Genomic DNA, 15101 nt, shown 5'->3' on the forward strand with positions numbered 1-15101 from the left:
CCCCCGCATCGCACGAGACCTACAGCTGCCCGTCGGCGGGCGATGACCGCTGCCTGCGGCGGCCATCCACTATCAGTTGGGGCTTGGGTTCGGCTGGCACTGACTTGCCCAGACCGCCCCATGTGCCCTCAATTGTTCACGTCGATCACGGGCCGCCCTCTGCGCAGACCGAATGTTGCTCCACAACGTAAAGTCATCGGTCTTCGGCACGAGCTTTATCGCCTCATTGAGTGCGTCGTTCCAGGCGTTAACCACGTCGCGCTCGTGCCCAAGCTCGTTCCCGAACGAGACGCATTCGGTTGAATAGGTCAACGGCTGATCCTCTTCCGGTTCGGGTACGCGGTCATCAAACTCCCAAGGCTCAGGTACGTGAGGCCCAGGCTCATCCAGATACACGTTCTGCATCGCCTCGAACTGCTCACTGAGCTCCTGAGTCGGCAGCGGCTCCTGATTGAGCGGCATTTGGTTTCCCAGGGCGTCCCTTTGCCATGGGAAGGGGTTCTGCAACTGTGCCTCTTGCGCCACCGGAGTCTGTTGCGATGCTTGCTGTCCGGGCTGCTGGTTATAGATGCTGATCCCGTTGCTCTGGTTCAGCGCCGGCAGATCGCTGCCACCGCTGTAGTCAGGCATCGCCGGCGGTTGAGCCGGAGGTTGGAACTGCATTCCTCCCTGTCCCGGGAGCTGGCCTCCACCGTTATCCCCACCCCCGCCACAGTCAGGTGGGCACGCCGCCCGTGCGACCGCCACCAACGAGGTGGGCAGGACTGGCACAGCCACCGCGCCCGCCGGAAGGGCCAACGCCACAACTGCGACGAGCAAGCGCCGCCGAATCTGAACCTTCACACGCCCATCCCCTTAGGCAATTTTCTATCAGCTATCTATCCTGACAGTAAATCACCAGTTTAAGCGTCGTGCAACGCGAAGTGCAGGGAATCAAGGGCCGGACCGGGCTAGACCGCCAGAAACCGGCTTGACGCCCACGCGCTCAGCCCGGCTCGCGTTGCTGAGCGCGCACGGCGACGCGGGCGATAATGAGCCATGGGATCAGAATCAGATGGGTCCATCTTCCACATGGCGGGTCTAGTGGCGGCGATTGTCGTCGGGAGCATCAGCTTTTGGATATGGCCGAATCGCAAGATGCTTGCAACAGTCCTGATCGCCGGAACAATGCTCACCATCTACTACGGCGGGCCCCTGGTCTTCAGCTAGACCCAACCACACACGATGGCAGTGTCACTCAACCCCGCGCATACCGCCAGGGAGGCGGACTCGATGCTGGGTGCGGGCCGCTGGCTCGCGGGTGTTGTGGAACCACACCTGAACTACCAGTGGCTGACTACGCCGGAAGCGGTAGCCGGTCAGCGGCGGATCGGCCTGTATCGGTGTCGCCGGCGTTATGCCTCGGAGGTGGGTCTGTCGGGCAGGCCTTCGGCGGTGCGTAGGTGATTGACCATGTCGGCGATGACCTGGCGTGCACCCTCGGATAGTCCGTAGCTGCGTTCGGCGATCTCGCGCACTTTCGAATCGCGTAGCTGCACAATCAAATCCAGGTCCGCATCGATCTTCTTGGCGTAGGCGGTGTCGTAGAAGTAGGCGGGGCTGACCTTGAAGAATGCCGCCAGGGCGGTGACGATTTCGGGTTTGGGGTTGGTGCGGGTGCCGTTGCGCAGGTGCGACAGGTAGGGCACCGAGATCTTGACATCGTGTTCGGCGATCCCGGCCACCACCTCGGCGAGGGTGTAGGAGCCGCGGCCCGCCGGGTGCACGGTCTCCATCAGATGAGCTAGCCGCTCCGAAAACTGCACCACAACTGTTGCCTCTGCGTATCTGCCTGCGTACCGGTCTTGTCCCCACAGTATCTATCCCTACGCAAGCCACTATAGCCACCGACACGGAATGTCTCAAGGACATCACTTGACAGTCACGTTTTACTAACCGTACAGTCTGGTTAGCTGCTGGGGCTCCTGCAGTCATATATCGCACACCCGCTTCGGCGGTATAGGTCACGGGAAGGCCTGTCACACATGCCAATAACACGATCACCACTGCGGCGTGCTACCGCCGTCACGGCAGCGTTTAGTGTTGCGATCGCGGCCGCGTCTGCCTCGACTCTGACAGGCTTGGCGAGTGCGGATCCGCAGGTGATGCCTGATCAGCAGCAGCAGTTCGTGACCGATGACGGCTGGGCTGTGGGGTTGACGATGACCAATGAGGTGATCGATCACATCGACAACATCGCCGGGGCGAGCAACTCGTGGCAAGCACGCGTGTCCTACCGCGCTGAGGCCACGATCAGTGGTGCCGGCGCGGCGGTCATTCAGGACGCGCAGCTGGAGACCGGGTATTTCGTGGGCTGCCGCACCGATTCGTCCTCGGGTGTGGAGCTCGGCGGTGACCTGGGACTAACGCTTAGCCAGCAGCTCTCCGGGCAGGCCTACGGCGGAGCCTATGGCGGCGGAAACGGCGGCGCCGGTGGTGGCGGCGGCCAGGGGGGCGGTTTTGGTGGGGTGTCCGGTGGGGCCTCGGTGGGCGCGCAGGAACACATCGGCGGATACATGCGTGTCGTGCTCAAACCCGGCGGTTTGGCGCAGTTGCCGATGGACCGGATCAACTTCCGCAACATGCACGCCGTCTCCCAAGTGCGTAACCAGAACGTCGAGGCCGACGGCTGCGGCGGCCAGGTCAAAATCCAGTCCTTCGCGACGTTCCGGATCCGCACCGAGAACGGCAACGACACCCAAACCGTTTACGGCGAGCCGAAAGACCTGTGATGACAAAAACTTCCACAACAACGCCACTGCTGCGACGCGCGATCTTGTTAGGCCTGACGCTCCTGGCGGCCACATTCGTGGTCCTACCCACTACTGGATCCAGGATGACCGCCGGCGTAGCGGCAGCCGATCCGAATGTCCCGACTCCGCCGCCGTTACCGGCGCCGCGGGAGATGCCTCAAGATGCGCCGCGTATCAACAACATTGGAGGCGCAAAAGTGTCGTCGTCGGCCCCTCAGGGCGAGGGTAACGGTATGGGCCGGCCGTTGGCTGCCGCGCGAGAGCTGTCGAGTTTCACGGTGCCCATGTTCGCCAAGGACGGCATCTTCTTCCCGACCACCTGGGCCGGCAAGAACATCGCGATCCACCTACCCGGTGAGATGACGCTGCAGGCCGCGGCCTGGTCCGGCGACGGGGGAGCGACCTACGCATCTAATGACGTTGATTACCAGGTGATCCCGTTCTCCGGAGGCGGCGGCGACATCATCATCCGCCGCAAAACCATCTTCTCACCATCAGATATGGCCGTCGGGGTGAAGATCCCCGAAGGCGCCCACCTGCGCCAGGGCACCAACGTCGTACTGGTCGAATCCGACGCACACCCCGGCGCGCCATCGCGCACCATCGGCACCTTCTCCATTCCCGTGGCCCGCGACACCAATCGCGCCGCGATCGACGTCACCCCGGGCATCGGGCCGGGCTTCCCGAAACAGACCAACATCTTGATCAACCTCGGTGAAGCCAACATCTTCGCCTTCCCCATCGAAATCACCCTGTCCTACCGCGCCTCCAACACCCCCACATCGGGTGCTCTAACTGCAGATTGGGACGGCATGCCCAACGGAGTCAGCGCACCCCAAGTGATCGCCATGCCTGCCGATTACGTGACTGACATTGACGGTAAGTACCGGCCCGCCGGGGTCGATCCGGTGCTGTATGCCCAGCGGCACAGCGGCGGCTGCCAGGGCGGACCCAACGAATTCCGGTCCGCGGATGGACGCACGGCAGACTTCGTTGTGGCCTGCCAGCGCCAGCAGATGTGCCTAGATGCGACCCCGTCGAACACCTCGACAGATGTCTGCAACAACACCCTGTTCGCAAACATGTCCACCAACTGTGTCTCGGCGTTCGGACAACAAGGCGAAGACTACGACACCTGCCAGCGCATCGCTAGCGATGAAGTCGGCTGGGTCAAAGCAAACATGCTCACGGAGCCGCTATGCCAGCCCGTTACGCCTGCAGCGGACCTGCGCAGGCTGCCCTCAAATAACAACAGGTACTGCCAATGATGTTGACCATCGATTGGAAGCCCATGCCATACAACAAATCTGACGCACGACACAGGAAGGTCATCTCATGGTGATGAGCGATAGATGGCGGATGCCGATGGGGCTGCGCCGCGCATCTGCGGCCGTGGCGATCGTGGCGTTGGCTGCAGGCGGTGCCAAAGTAGCCAATTATCACACCGAACCCGGTACCGGGTTCTCTACCCTGGCCACTGTTGGCGCCGAGCCGACTGGGCCGACGGGCCCGGGCGGTGGCGGAGGGATGACGGGTCCTGCGGGCGGGGGAAGCCAGTTCCAGCCGCCCTCGATGCCATCGATGCCGGACTACCCGGGAGGCAACCAGCCGGCTCTGGACCAGAACGGTGGCGTCAACATCTACAACACGCCAGCTCAGGGTGCTCCACCTCAAAGCGGCCAGGCCGGCAGCCCGCAGCAGGGTATGCAGCCGGGCCAGAACCCAGACGGCACGTGGGAGCGTGCAGCGAACGGGGAACAGCAGCCCATCAACCATGGGCCGGCGGAGTACACACAGGGACCAGGTAAGCCGAATCCTGATTATCAGGCCCCGCAACAACAATCCCCGCAACAACAACCCCAGCAGGGTCAGCAGCCCGGTCAGCAGCAGCCGCAAAACAAGCAAGACGACGGTATCCAACAGTTCAATCAGAAGCAGCAGCAGTGCCAAGCGGCGATGAACGCGCTGGGAAATGTCGTTTCTGCTGTTCCGCCGATCAGCGGGGGCGGCGGGAGAAGCCCGATCTGGTTCCTTGAGCCCCACCGCGATCCGCAACCGCCGGTAGCTACACCTATTGCACCACCGTGCCCCGGCGGCTGCCCCACTACCGCCCAGCCACAACCTCCCCAGCAGTCGCCAAGCGTTCAAGACCTGCAAAACCAGCTGAATCAGCAACAGAAACAAATAGACGACCTCAACAAAAAGCTAGCGGAATCGCAGAAATGCAGTGTGGCCGATTGGATGGGTAGCGCTTTTTCATTCTTCGGCGGAATTGGATCAGTTGTCGCAGGTGCAGTTACGGTTCCCGCCGGAGGAGTGGGGATACCGATTGCCATTTTCGGCACTTTCGCAGCCGTTGGCGGCGGCATCAAGATGCTCGAATGCGCGAGTAAGTAAGATCGATAGGAGAATACAGCGTGCCCAGTAGGCCGATACTAGTCCTTATCGCCATCGCGATAGTAGCTGCGATCTACATCGCCATCAGGTTGTATGCCCGAAATCATCCAGAGTGGCAACGGCGTGTAAATCCGCAAGTCCCAGTGGCATTACTTATTGTGTCAGCGCTGGCGTTTCTAGGGAAACTTCTTGTCGACATCTATTCAGGCCAAAGCATGGTCATTTCCGTAGTAATGCTTGTCTTGACTTCAGGCACAGCTATATACCTTGTAATGAAAGCGCGAGATGATAAATAATATGTTCAGTAACACGCTCGCCGTCTGCTGTTCAGTGGCAATCATGTCAGCATGCGCAAACGGTGCTACTGATCGCGGAGTATCGATGACTATCGCACCCGCGGGCGGCGGGAGTTCACCTCCCGCCGTAGATTTCGACCAGATTCCCGGTCAGTTCCCACCGCAAGATGCGGGGGTTCCAGGAGCCGGCATCGCTCCGGTCGGCGCGTGTGTGAGCTTTGAAGGCCCCAGTACGGGCGCGACTTTGAAGGTAGTTGACTGCCTAGCGCCTACCAACGGCTACAAAGTAGTACAGCGGGTGTCGACACCTCAGGAGTGCCCCGCGGACGTCGCCCAGAAGTTTTACATGAACCCCGATGAAGGACAGTTCGCTGCCTGCCTGGACTACCAGTGGAGCAGCAAAGACTGTTTGAATATCGGGACAGTGACCGCCGTGCGCGCAGCATGCGAGGACGCTAGCGTGCCTAACCGATTGAAACCAACGAAGGTCATCCTGAACTCCGTTAGCGTCGAAGGTTGTCCGACAGGTGGTTTCGCGCATCCGCTACGCCGGTTCACCATTTGTACGGAGATGGAGAAGTAGACGCATGCGGCCGACAGCCGGGAGGTGTTGGGCGGTACCGAGAACCGCACCCCTGGTGCATGTCTGACGAACGTTGAATCCAGGCGACGATGGCATTCAAAGCCACGACGGTGCGGTAGACGATCACGAGCTTGTTCGGGCTGGCCGAGGGGCTCCACGATCGTTGCACTGATTCCGTCTCAACATGTCTGAAGAGACAACTTGGCGTCCGTACATAACGCGGGCAAGACGAGATCCTCAACTCTGCGCGCAGCGGGGAGGTCACGCCCCAGACCGCCAACCGGACGGCGAATGGTTCTTGGCGCTGAACGTCAGCGACTTACTTGCGCTGGTCCAACTCGGCCAAGAAGTCATCGATGGCCGGCCACGTCTCGTTGACACCGGCCGACAGCGCCACCAGTCCGAGGTGGCTCGCCTCCACCGTGGTGAACCGAACGTCCGCCGACTTGAGCATTGCGACGCCGTGATGCACACACTGCCACGGTGCGATGGCATCACGGTGGCTGCCGAACAGCTGGATTGGCAACGTCAGAGCCGTCAGATCGAGGGTGTAACCGGCCACATTGACCACGCCGGCGGCAATCTCATCGTGATAGATGAATCGGCCCCACATCTGCGAGACCGCACGTCCTGGATAACCGGGGAAGGCGTCCTGAAACCGGTCGATCACCTCGGCCTTGGCCAACGCTTCGGTGTTGTCCAGATTGTTCAGCAGGAACCAGGGCCGCTTGATCTCTCGGTCCCATGAGGTGGCGCGGTAGGCGGCCTGTACCACCGGTGCAGGAATGCCGCCGAGCGCCCGCAACACCGTGGTGACGGCATAGCCGTTGGTGCGTTTGGTGATTCGGCGTACCTCGGGATATCCCGGGATTTGTCCGTAGTCCAACGGGGTGCCGATAGCGACGATCGAGCGGATCGGCAATCCACGGTCGGCCGCGGCGGTCAAAAGGCTCAGCGTGCCGCCCAGGCTCCACCCAATCAGGTCAAGCTGCGCCTTGCCGGAATCGATAAGCACGCGCTCGATGGCCTGCGGAATGATGTCGGCGAAGAAGGCCTCCAGACCCAGATGTCTATCTGCCCAGCCGATCTCACCGTAGTCGACGACGTAGGGCGTACGGCTCTCCTCGAGCAGGTGCGCCACCAGTGACTGACCCGGTGCGAGGTCATAGCATGTTGCCGACGCTGCCAGCGGCGGAACCAACAGGACGGGGACAGAGCTGGACTCACGCGGATCGTCGGTGCCGTAACGGCGCAACTGGCGATGTGGCTCGTCGAACAGTGCAACATGGCTGGTCGGTGTGGGTGGGCGCACCCCTTCGCCGAGAGTGAGGGCGAACAAGTTCCTCGCAGAGACCGGAATCGAGACCATAGTGAGTTCGTGTGCTCCTTCTTGCCGGCACTGCCCGGCTTATCGATCAGCTCTCGAAAAGGCTTTCAGTAGACCGGTCGGATACACAACGGATTGTGGGATGCACGACACATGGATGCGCCTGCCGCAGAGCTGGACGTAACGCACCCCGCGGGGTTGCGGCCTATTGCGCGACCACGCCAGGTCGTCTTCGCGTGAGGGCAGTCTTGCCACTCTGGGGATCGTGTGTTGCCATACTGGCTTCGGTACGAATCCGGGTGTCACAGCACCGGTCGTCGCTATTCGTCACCTGTTGTCGCGCGTACCGGGTGGGAAAACGCGCGCACCATGGCGGGGAACGCGAGTCGTTCGAGCATGCGCGTCTCGGCCAGCTCGGGCTCGACATAGAACTGCGCGGCCACACCTTCGCGCAGGGCGGTGGCGAGCCGGGCGATGAGCTCGGCGTCGATGATCAGTTCACGGTTCGCGATCGTCATCAGTTCGTTGATGATGCCGGCTGCCTCGCGCCGTAGTCGCGCGTCGTGCTCGGCCAGCACCACGGCAGCGCTCGGTTCGCGGATCGCGTACAGCGTGAACTCCATGCTGATGAGATACCAGCGGCGCTGTGCGGGGCCCTTGTCATCGATGGTGGAGATGAAGGTGCCGATGGGATCGGGGCTCTTGCGGCACTCATCCAGTGCCGCCCGCAGTGCAGCGATCAGTTGGTCGCTGCTGGCGTCGAACAGGGTGAAGAACAGCTCATCCTTGCCCGCGAAGTTCGAGTAGAACGCGCCTCGTGTGAATCCCGCCTTCTCGCAGATGTTCTCGATACTGGCGCCATGAAATCCACGGTCGGCGAACACATCGAGTGCGGCCTCCATCAGGCGCGCGCGGGTGTGTTCGCGCCGCCCGGTCGAACCAGTCGGCATGGGACGCCTTTCCAGTGGTGCGGACTGTAATCCAGTTTCGATACAACTATGTATTCTACAGCTCATCATCGGAAAGTGGCTGGTGAACCATTGAAGCGCCGATGGGAACGTTCATGGTCGCATTACATCCGATTCATATGAAAGCAGCCACCATTCACTGTCACCTCCTCGTGCACGGCTCCTCTTGACGGGTTTTCCGGAACGGGGGTAGCTTGTGATCAGTAAATACATATATGTATTGAAAGGTGAATAGATGACCTCCGAAGACGTCGTGGCGGGCGAAGAGTTGTCCGCGTACATGGTCGGTTCCGCCGATGCGGACCCGACGAGTCCGACACCTGCGGCGACGGTCGGGGAGGAGCGTGATCGTCGACTGCGTGAATTGGCAGCAGCGTTCCGGATCTTCGGGGCATTCGGTTTCTCCGAGGGGGTGGCCGGACACATCACTGTCCGCGATCCAGAGTTTCCCGAGACGTTTTGGGTGAATCCCTTCGGCATGAACTTCCGGCACATCACGGTGTCCGACCTGATCCAGGTCGATCACGACGGCACTGTGCTTACCGGCAGCCGACCGGTAAACAGGGCGGCGTTCTGCATTCACTCCGAGGTGCACAAGGCCAGGCCCGATGTGATCGCCGCAGCGCACGCACACTCGATACATGGCAAGGCGTTCTCGTCGCTGGGACAGCCGTTGTTGCCTATCACGCAGGATGCATGTGCGTTTTACGAGGACCACGAGGTGTACACCGACTACCGCGGCGTCGTCAGCGACCTGGAAGAGGGCCGGGCGATCGGAACTGCGCTCGGGCCGGCCAAGGCGGTAATCCTGCAGAACCACGGACTGCTCACCGTGGGTCACTCGGTGGCGGAGGCCGCCTGGTGGTTCATCACGATGGAGCGGTCCTGCCAAGCTCAGCTCCTCGCCATGGCTGCCGGAGAACCCCGAACCATCGACCATGACACGGCCGTCGCGGTCTACAACCAGATCGGCACGCCGGTTGCGGGGTGGTTCCAGTTCCAGCCGCTATGGGACGACGTGATCAGAACGGCTCCGGAGGCCCTTCGTTGATGTCGGCGCTACCCGTGTTCGGGGGCTACCGCAGATGAGTACGACCGCCCAAGAAGCCAGGAGGCTCAACGACACGGCGCCGACGGTCGACATGCATACCCACGGGCTCAGTATCGTGCCGCGATGGCTGCGTGCCCTGGGCGGCAAGACAATAGGCATGCCGTCCGAGCCGTTGACAAAATTGTCGACGGGCAAGGTAAACCTCGCGGTCGTCACGGCCGTCGGAGATGCGTTGCTGGGCACCGCGTGGCGACTGCGCTCTCCGTGGCACGGTGTCACGGCCCAGCTGGACCTCGCCCGTGCCGAGGCCTCGGCGGCCGGCATTACCGTGGTGGACACCGTCGAGCAGATCGAAGCCGGCAATGCGGCGACCGTGATACTCGGCCTCGAAGGCGCCGATGTCGTGGGTGCGCAACCGGATCGGTTGGTCGACCTTCATCGCAGGGGAGTGCGGGTGCTGGGCCTGGTGCATTACGCGGATAACGGCCTCGGAACGATCAGTACCTCGCTGTCCGGGGGCCGGGGCAGCCGGGCTGTGCGTGCCGGGCGTTACTCGTCAGGTCTGACCGCCCTCGGTAAAGAGGTTGTCACAGAAGCGAACCGGCTGGGAATGCTGATAGATCTCGCGCATGCCGACGCGTCGACCACCATGGCGGTATGCGATCAGACGTCCGTTCCGGTGGTCAGTTCGCATACCGGGGCATCGGCGGTCCAGGAGTTTCCGCGCTACATCAGTGACGAGGAGGCCCGCGCGATAGCCGCCACCGGTGGGCTGATCGGATTGTGGCCGATGGGATTTCGCAGGTTGGGAATGCGAGACGTGGATGACTTCGCCCGCCACGCCTCCCATCTGGCGGGGCTGGTCGGTCCCAGGCACCTGTGTATCGGGACCGACATGAACGGAATACCCGGCTATGCCACCGGATTCACCGGACCCACCGGATTCCCGTCGTTGATCGACGCGCTACTGCGCACCGGCTTCGACGCTTCCGAGGCCACCGGGATCCTCGGAGGCAATGCCCTTCGTGTTCTTAAGCAGACTCTCCCTGGTGCCTCGGGGAGCGGACGCACACCGTAGCCAGCGCATTCATAGGTAGTAAAGGAGTTCGGATGGCAAAGGTCCAGATAGAAACCGCGTCAGCGCCCCATCCCGTCGGCGCCTATTCGCAGGCCGTACGCATAGGTGACACTCTGCAGGTGTCGGGTCAAGTGGGAATCAATGCCGAGACCCATTCTTTGGCGGGCGAGACTGTCTATGCGCAGACCGCCCAGGCGCTGCGCAACATTGAGGCGATCCTGCACGCGGCGGGGGCCGACTTCGGCGCTGTGCTGATGCTGCGGGTATTCCTTCATGCCCCAGAAGGATTCACCGAACTGAACCAGGCGTTCGAGGACACCATCAGTAAGCCCTACCCGGCGCGGACTACCCTGTTCGGTGGGCTGCCGCCCGGGTTGTTGGTGGAGATAGACGCGCTCGCGAAACTTTCCGGGACAGAGGACTCCGGGGCCACTCAGAGCACTCAGGTGGGAGCCCCATGAGAATCGCTGTCGCCGGCGCCGGAAGCATCGGTTGTTATGTGGGCGGGCGACTACAGACCGCGGGCCACGACCTGGTGTACATCGGTCGGGAAACCCTTGGCCGCTCGATCGCCGAGCTCGGTCTGAGTTTGTCGGACTATCAGGGTTGGTCGGCGACGATCCCCGGACGCGATTGCGTGTTCTCCGAGTGCATCGATGCGGTGCGCGGGGCCGACGTCGTGCTCGTGACGGTGAAGTCGGCGGCGACCGCGAACATGGCGGAATCACTGGCAGACAGGCTCCGCCCCGGAGCAGTGGTGGTCAGTCTGCAGAATGGGATAGGCAATCCGGCCCAGATATCGCGATACATTAACCAGCACAACGTGATTACCGGCATGGTCGGCTTCAACGTCGCACAGGTGGGGCCCGCGCACTTCCACCAGGGCACGCAGGGAAAGCTCTCGATCTCCGCCGGAGCGGACTCCCTTGCGCAGGCGCTCACGGACAGCGGGCTCCCCACCGCCGCACGTGACGACATGGCGGCGGTGCAGTGGGGAAAGCTCGTGGTGAACCTCAACAATGCGGTGAACGCGCTCTCGGGCCTGCCGTTGAAAGCCGAACTGGGAGATCGGGAATACCGCCTGGTGCTGGCCGCGGCCCAGCGAGAGGCACTGAGCCTGCTGCGCCGTAACCACCAGCCGGTGGTCAGCCCTCTGGCGGCGCCGCTCGCGCTCATGCCCTGGGTGCTCCGGATGCCGAACTCGCTGTTTGCCCTGTTGGCGCGACGAATGGTTGAGATCGACCCTCAGGCACGTTCGTCGATGCTTGACGACATCACCCGCGGCAGGCCGACCGAAATCGATTACATCAATGGTGAAGTCGTCGAGCTCGCCAAGAAGCTGGGCGCGAAGGCGCCCGTCAACGCCGCACTCGTCCGCCTTATCCACGAGGCCAGCTCATCCGGCGGCAAGAAGTGGTCGGGTTCAGATCTGCGTCGCGAGATCCACGATCGGGAGTATCAGCGCTTCGGCTAACGGGCGAGTGGCTAGGTCCAGTTGGCCCTGCGCATTCACGTAAAACGCCGAACACCCTCAATGCCAGCAGGATTGCGGTTACCAAGAACAGTCCGACGAATAACGCAAGCGCAATCATCGACACGGTTATAGGTATCCAGCTTCTCCGCAGCGAAGCAGGATCAGGATTGCTCGGCTGTGTCTCCTGGCGGGTGTCGCCAGGTTCCGCGCCACCCCGCCGCCACCCCGCGGCAGGCGCGGTGTGGACGCCGGTTCTGGATCAGGCGGAAGGGCCGTGGTAGGGCGTTTTTTGAACGCCATAACATGCGGTTACCCCTACGTTGAGCGATCAAAACGGCGACACCGAGACTTCACTTACTCCATAGCCGACGGTGGCGAACGTGTACAGCGGCGCGCACCTCACCTCGTACGCAGCACCCGATATCCCGCATGACGGCTTTCTCGCCGACCTTCTGATGCGCACCAAGGGCGTCATTCGCGGATGGGGTCAGGGCTGTGGTGCCCAGGGGCCGTGGCCGCCAACCGACTCAATGCGGATGCGGGTGAGGTACCCGTCCGGGGCGTTCGCCGGCGGAAAATGCTCGTCGGAGCCGAGCATGGCGGTGGCCAGCTGCTTGAGCAGCGGCAGTGCGCCGCCCTCGACAACGCGCGCCGTGCCCGTGGCAGCGAGATACTCGCGCTGCTGGCCGGGCTGGCGGGGAGCCAGGATGGTCACGGCGACGTGAGAATTCCGCCGGATATTGCGCAGCTTCTTGTAATTGCCGGACAGATGCGCAGAAACCAGTTCGTCGCCCTCCGGGGTGGACTGCAGGGCGAGCCACACGACGGACACCTGCGGGCTGCCGTCGTTATTGATGGTGACGAGCGTGGCGTCGGCGCCTGCTCCGATGAGTGCGCGCCCGGCCTCGTTGAGTTCCATGTGTGATTTCTACCCCTACGCGGATGTTTTCATTCCCGCATGTGAAGAACGCCAGAAAGGGCGGCGCCCGGCTGACAACGTCGTCGACCGGGCGCCGTGCCGAAATGTGTTATTGCAGAACGGTCGTGGTGTTGGTGCCGAAAGGAACCTGCGGGTTGGTGCCCAAGGGAGTGCGCGGGTTGGCGCCCTCATGGGTGGGCTCGTGGAATCCGCGGTCGTACAGGTTGGTGCCGGGCTGGGTGCAGGATCCGCCGACGCGCGGTGCGCCGCCGGCGCACGCGGTCCGGCAGCTGTGGTTGTACGGCGTCTCGCCCGAGGAACACACCGGGGGATCTGCGGCCGCTACCGGAGCGAGGTACATCGCGGCCGAGGCGCCCAGGGCCCCGGCGAACACCGCGATGCGCTTGGGCAGTGAAACCATGGGGTTCAGAGCTCCTAACAAGGCATGAATCGAAGTTGAACTCCAGGTTACATATCATAACGATTCTCATGCCAAGAATATTTGCTGAACGTTGGCAAGTCGGCCCATTCTGCCCACGGAGTCCAGGAGACACGCATGTCCGGGCGACACGCCAGCGGTTAACTACCGGAGGTGTACAGCTAACCCGTAGGTTACCGGGGGAGGGTTCCCGCCGTGGCCGTTGACCGCGCGGCAGTCAGAGGGCGCGAAGGTATCGCTGAGTTACCACTCGCTGTAGCTGTTTAACCACTAGGTTGCCCATCCGGACCCACCAGTACGACGGCTTCGAGAAGGCTGTGATCTCCACGGATACAACATCATTGGACGGATCAAGGCGCACGATGAAGACTTCTTCGCCGGTTTCGGGATGCCCGCGCAGCGTGCCGTATGCGAAACCGCGCCGATTCGGCTCGTCGACTACGTACACGATGCGGCACAACGCCCAGAACGGCCATAGGTGTGTTGCGACGTTCACGCCCTCGGCGGCCTGCGGTGCGGAGGTCTGCACCGGCAGCCCGATCCCGCGCTGGATACCGAACCGCATCAGGCTTGCGGCGGCCTCCTCGAACCGCGCCCTACCGGTCCCGAGCTGCCGCGATTCGCGCACATGGTGATATCCGGCGGGCAGCTCACTGGCCGTCGCGCCAATCTCGGAGTAGGTGAACGGGAGCTGGCTCAGCTGTGCAATATCCACCCCAATAACGTAGGTGAGCATGACCACCGAGGAAGCAGTAACAGCGCATGAGGGAGGCGGGTTCAACCCGCCCGATCCCACCCTCAAGGGCGGCCCTGACTACGGCCGTTTCATCGACGCGCTGCGAACCCTGCAGGATCGGGCCCGCGCGGCCCTGCCGCCTGACGAGGTGATCACCACGCTGGCCAACCAGCTCGACGCCATGAACGAGCTGCTGGCTCCGTACGAGGTGTCGGAGTGGGAGTCGCCCTCGGGGCGGCGCACCGATCTCCCGCTGCGTGGGAACATCCTGCTGGTCCCGATGACAGTCGACCGCTTTGATAACGGAGTCCTCAGGGGCACAGCCACTTTCGGCCGCTATCACCTGGGGCGAAACGGGGCGGTGCATGGCGGATGCCTTGGGCTGCTCTTCGACACCATCATCGGTACCGGCACGATGCTGCTGACCGATCTGCGCAAGTTGCGCACCGCATATCTGAACATCAACTACCGCAAGATCACCCCGATCGACAAGGAGCTGCAGTACGACTGCACGCTGGATCGTGTGGAGGGGCGCAAGGTCTTTCTGACAAGCAGATTGCTCGACGGCGACGATGTGCTCGCTGAAGCCGAGGCGCTCTTCGTCAAGCTCAATCCCGGTCAGCCGTGAACAGGACTGCGCGCAGGTGGGCCCGGTGGCGCGACACTGTACGGGATCGGCCGGCGCTCGACATCGTCTACCGCGTAGTGGTTGCCGTCATCGGTCTAGTGGTGCTTGGTGTGGGCATCATCGCCATCCCGTATCCAGGACCCGGCTGGGCGATCGTCTTCCTGGGTCTGGCCATTCTGGCTACCGAGTTCCCTTGGGCCGCAAAACTGCTCCACGCGGTCAGGACCCGATACGACAGATTCATGGCGTGGTTCTCCACCCAGCCACAGTGGATGCGGGGGATTGGGGTGCTGCTCACCGCGGTCTTGGTGGTGGCCACGCTCTGGGTACTGGGCGCGCTCGGCTGGGTCGCTGCGCTGCTCGGGATCGAGGCGCCCTGGTTGAAGAGCCCGTTAGGGCTTGGCGGCTGACCA

Annotated in this window: 18 protein-coding genes; 11 read left to right on the forward strand and 7 right to left on the reverse strand. The window is 62.5% G+C overall.

Going from position 1 to position 15101, the window contains the following annotated elements:
- Nucleotides 1-72 precede the first annotated feature (72 nt).
- Nucleotides 73-630 carry a hypothetical protein gene (locus AC5Y5C_RS07765; RefSeq protein ID WP_499970745.1) on the reverse strand — a complete coding sequence of 186 codons (558 nt, stop codon included), beginning with the start codon at nucleotides 628-630 and terminating at the stop codon, nucleotides 73-75.
- A gap of 408 nt (nucleotides 631-1038) precedes the next feature.
- On the opposite strand from AC5Y5C_RS07765, the gene AC5Y5C_RS07770 reads away from it, so the two are divergent.
- Nucleotides 1039-1209: a hypothetical protein gene (locus tag AC5Y5C_RS07770; RefSeq protein ID WP_499970747.1), complete on the forward strand. Its 171-nt coding sequence runs from the start codon at nucleotides 1039-1041 to the stop codon at nucleotides 1207-1209.
- 185 nt (nucleotides 1210-1394) lie between these two features.
- Here AC5Y5C_RS07770 and AC5Y5C_RS07775 read toward each other — a convergent pair whose 3' ends face one another.
- Nucleotides 1395-1808 carry a helix-turn-helix domain-containing protein gene (locus AC5Y5C_RS07775; RefSeq protein ID WP_499970748.1) on the reverse strand — a complete coding sequence of 138 codons (414 nt, stop codon included), beginning with the start codon at nucleotides 1806-1808 and terminating at the stop codon, nucleotides 1395-1397.
- A gap of 336 nt (nucleotides 1809-2144) precedes the next feature.
- On the opposite strand from AC5Y5C_RS07775, the gene AC5Y5C_RS07780 reads away from it, so the two are divergent.
- The 4 genes from AC5Y5C_RS07780 (at nucleotide 2145) to AC5Y5C_RS07795 (ending at nucleotide 6068) form a co-directional block, all read left to right on the forward strand.
- Entirely contained in the window at nucleotides 2145-2771 is a 627-nt protein-coding gene (locus AC5Y5C_RS07780) for an MspA family porin (protein WP_499970750.1), read from the forward strand.
- Complete coding sequence (locus AC5Y5C_RS07785; RefSeq protein WP_499970752.1) at nucleotides 2771-4060, forward strand: hypothetical protein; 1290 nt, start codon at nucleotides 2771-2773, stop codon at nucleotides 4058-4060. The genes AC5Y5C_RS07780 and AC5Y5C_RS07785 overlap by 1 nt, the downstream gene beginning before the upstream one ends.
- Before the next feature lie 313 nt (nucleotides 4061-4373).
- Complete coding sequence (locus tag AC5Y5C_RS07790) at nucleotides 4374-5189, forward strand: hypothetical protein (protein ID WP_499970754.1); 816 nt, start codon at nucleotides 4374-4376, stop codon at nucleotides 5187-5189.
- Between the two features lie 381 nt (nucleotides 5190-5570).
- Nucleotides 5571-6068 carry an LppU/SCO3897 family protein gene (locus AC5Y5C_RS07795; protein ID WP_499970756.1) on the forward strand — a complete coding sequence of 166 codons (498 nt, stop codon included), beginning with the start codon at nucleotides 5571-5573 and terminating at the stop codon, nucleotides 6066-6068.
- A 319-nt stretch (nucleotides 6069-6387) separates the two neighbouring features.
- Here AC5Y5C_RS07795 and AC5Y5C_RS07800 read toward each other — a convergent pair whose 3' ends face one another.
- The gene (locus AC5Y5C_RS07800) at nucleotides 6388-7437 is read right to left on the reverse strand and encodes an alpha/beta hydrolase (RefSeq protein ID WP_499970758.1); all 1050 of its coding nucleotides are present in this window, start codon (nucleotides 7435-7437) and stop codon (nucleotides 6388-6390) included.
- Between the two features lie 278 nt (nucleotides 7438-7715).
- Complete coding sequence (locus tag AC5Y5C_RS07805; RefSeq protein WP_499970759.1) at nucleotides 7716-8345, reverse strand: TetR/AcrR family transcriptional regulator; 630 nt, start codon at nucleotides 8343-8345, stop codon at nucleotides 7716-7718.
- Nucleotides 8346-8598: 253 nt separating this feature from the next.
- On the opposite strand from AC5Y5C_RS07805, the gene AC5Y5C_RS07810 reads away from it, so the two are divergent.
- From AC5Y5C_RS07810 to AC5Y5C_RS07825, 4 genes are read left to right on the forward strand one after another with little or no spacing between them, the layout of a single operon-like run.
- A complete protein-coding gene (locus AC5Y5C_RS07810) occupies nucleotides 8599-9414 on the forward strand; it encodes a class II aldolase/adducin family protein (protein ID WP_499970762.1) in 816 nt (271 codons plus the stop codon).
- Nucleotides 9415-9448: 34 nt separating this feature from the next.
- Nucleotides 9449-10492, forward strand: a complete 1044-nt coding sequence (locus tag AC5Y5C_RS07815) for a dipeptidase (protein ID WP_499970763.1) — start codon at nucleotides 9449-9451, stop codon at nucleotides 10490-10492.
- A gap of 32 nt (nucleotides 10493-10524) precedes the next feature.
- Nucleotides 10525-10953 (forward strand): RidA family protein, encoded by a 429-nt coding sequence (locus AC5Y5C_RS07820; protein ID WP_499970764.1) that lies wholly within the window; start codon nucleotides 10525-10527, stop codon nucleotides 10951-10953.
- Nucleotides 10950-11966, forward strand: a complete 1017-nt coding sequence (locus AC5Y5C_RS07825; protein ID WP_499970766.1) for a 2-dehydropantoate 2-reductase — start codon at nucleotides 10950-10952, stop codon at nucleotides 11964-11966. The genes AC5Y5C_RS07820 and AC5Y5C_RS07825 overlap by 4 nt, the downstream gene beginning before the upstream one ends.
- 487 nt (nucleotides 11967-12453) lie before the next feature.
- On the opposite strand, the gene AC5Y5C_RS07830 is transcribed toward AC5Y5C_RS07825, so the two are convergent.
- The 3 genes from AC5Y5C_RS07830 to AC5Y5C_RS07840 form a co-directional block, all read right to left on the reverse strand.
- Nucleotides 12454-12885 carry a PPOX class F420-dependent oxidoreductase gene (locus tag AC5Y5C_RS07830; protein WP_499970768.1) on the reverse strand — a complete coding sequence of 144 codons (432 nt, stop codon included), beginning with the start codon at nucleotides 12883-12885 and terminating at the stop codon, nucleotides 12454-12456.
- A 109-nt stretch (nucleotides 12886-12994) separates the two neighbouring features.
- Nucleotides 12995-13306: a hypothetical protein gene (locus AC5Y5C_RS07835; protein ID WP_499970770.1), complete on the reverse strand. Its 312-nt coding sequence runs from the start codon at nucleotides 13304-13306 to the stop codon at nucleotides 12995-12997.
- A 235-nt stretch (nucleotides 13307-13541) separates the two neighbouring features.
- Nucleotides 13542-14039, reverse strand: a complete 498-nt coding sequence (locus tag AC5Y5C_RS07840) for a DUF1990 domain-containing protein (protein WP_499970771.1) — start codon at nucleotides 14037-14039, stop codon at nucleotides 13542-13544.
- A 19-nt stretch (nucleotides 14040-14058) separates the two neighbouring features.
- On the opposite strand from AC5Y5C_RS07840, the gene AC5Y5C_RS07845 reads away from it, so the two are divergent.
- Nucleotides 14059-14688, forward strand: a complete 630-nt coding sequence (locus tag AC5Y5C_RS07845; protein ID WP_499970773.1) for a PaaI family thioesterase — start codon at nucleotides 14059-14061, stop codon at nucleotides 14686-14688.
- Nucleotides 14685-15098 (forward strand): TIGR02611 family protein, encoded by a 414-nt coding sequence (locus AC5Y5C_RS07850; protein WP_499970774.1) that lies wholly within the window; start codon nucleotides 14685-14687, stop codon nucleotides 15096-15098. The genes AC5Y5C_RS07845 and AC5Y5C_RS07850 overlap by 4 nt, the downstream gene beginning before the upstream one ends.
- Nucleotides 15099-15101 lie beyond the last annotated feature (3 nt).

It is taken from the genome of Mycobacterium sp. NGS15 (assembly GCF_059813245.1).

What these genes read in the sequence shown, in the direction of transcription:
- AC5Y5C_RS07765 (WP_499970745.1), bottom strand. Translation starts at nt 630, where the DNA reads ATGCCTGACTACAGCGGTGGCAGCGATCTGCCGGCGCTGAACCAGAGC.
- AC5Y5C_RS07770 (WP_499970747.1), top strand. Translation starts at nt 1,039, where the DNA reads ATGGGATCAGAATCAGATGGGTCCATCTTCCACATGGCGGGTCTAGTG.
- AC5Y5C_RS07780 (WP_499970750.1), top strand. Translation starts at nt 2,145, where the DNA reads ATGCCTGATCAGCAGCAGCAGTTCGTGACCGATGACGGCTGGGCTGTG.
- AC5Y5C_RS07785 (WP_499970752.1), top strand. Translation starts at nt 2,771, where the DNA reads ATGACAAAAACTTCCACAACAACGCCACTGCTGCGACGCGCGATCTTG.
- AC5Y5C_RS07790 (WP_499970754.1), top strand. Translation starts at nt 4,374, where the DNA reads ATGCCGGACTACCCGGGAGGCAACCAGCCGGCTCTGGACCAGAACGGT.
- AC5Y5C_RS07795 (WP_499970756.1), top strand. Translation starts at nt 5,571, where the DNA reads ATGACTATCGCACCCGCGGGCGGCGGGAGTTCACCTCCCGCCGTAGAT.
- AC5Y5C_RS07800 (WP_499970758.1), bottom strand. Translation starts at nt 7,437, where the DNA reads ATGGTCTCGATTCCGGTCTCTGCGAGGAACTTGTTCGCCCTCACTCTC.
- AC5Y5C_RS07805 (WP_499970759.1), bottom strand. Translation starts at nt 8,345, where the DNA reads ATGCCGACTGGTTCGACCGGGCGGCGCGAACACACCCGCGCGCGCCTG.
- AC5Y5C_RS07810 (WP_499970762.1), top strand. Translation starts at nt 8,599, where the DNA reads ATGACCTCCGAAGACGTCGTGGCGGGCGAAGAGTTGTCCGCGTACATG.
- AC5Y5C_RS07815 (WP_499970763.1), top strand. Translation starts at nt 9,449, where the DNA reads ATGAGTACGACCGCCCAAGAAGCCAGGAGGCTCAACGACACGGCGCCG.
- AC5Y5C_RS07820 (WP_499970764.1), top strand. Translation starts at nt 10,525, where the DNA reads ATGGCAAAGGTCCAGATAGAAACCGCGTCAGCGCCCCATCCCGTCGGC.
- AC5Y5C_RS07825 (WP_499970766.1), top strand. Translation starts at nt 10,950, where the DNA reads ATGAGAATCGCTGTCGCCGGCGCCGGAAGCATCGGTTGTTATGTGGGC.
- AC5Y5C_RS07830 (WP_499970768.1), bottom strand. Translation starts at nt 12,885, where the DNA reads ATGGAACTCAACGAGGCCGGGCGCGCACTCATCGGAGCAGGCGCCGAC.
- AC5Y5C_RS07835 (WP_499970770.1), bottom strand. Translation starts at nt 13,306, where the DNA reads ATGGTTTCACTGCCCAAGCGCATCGCGGTGTTCGCCGGGGCCCTGGGC.
- AC5Y5C_RS07845 (WP_499970773.1), top strand. Translation starts at nt 14,059, where the DNA reads ATGACCACCGAGGAAGCAGTAACAGCGCATGAGGGAGGCGGGTTCAAC.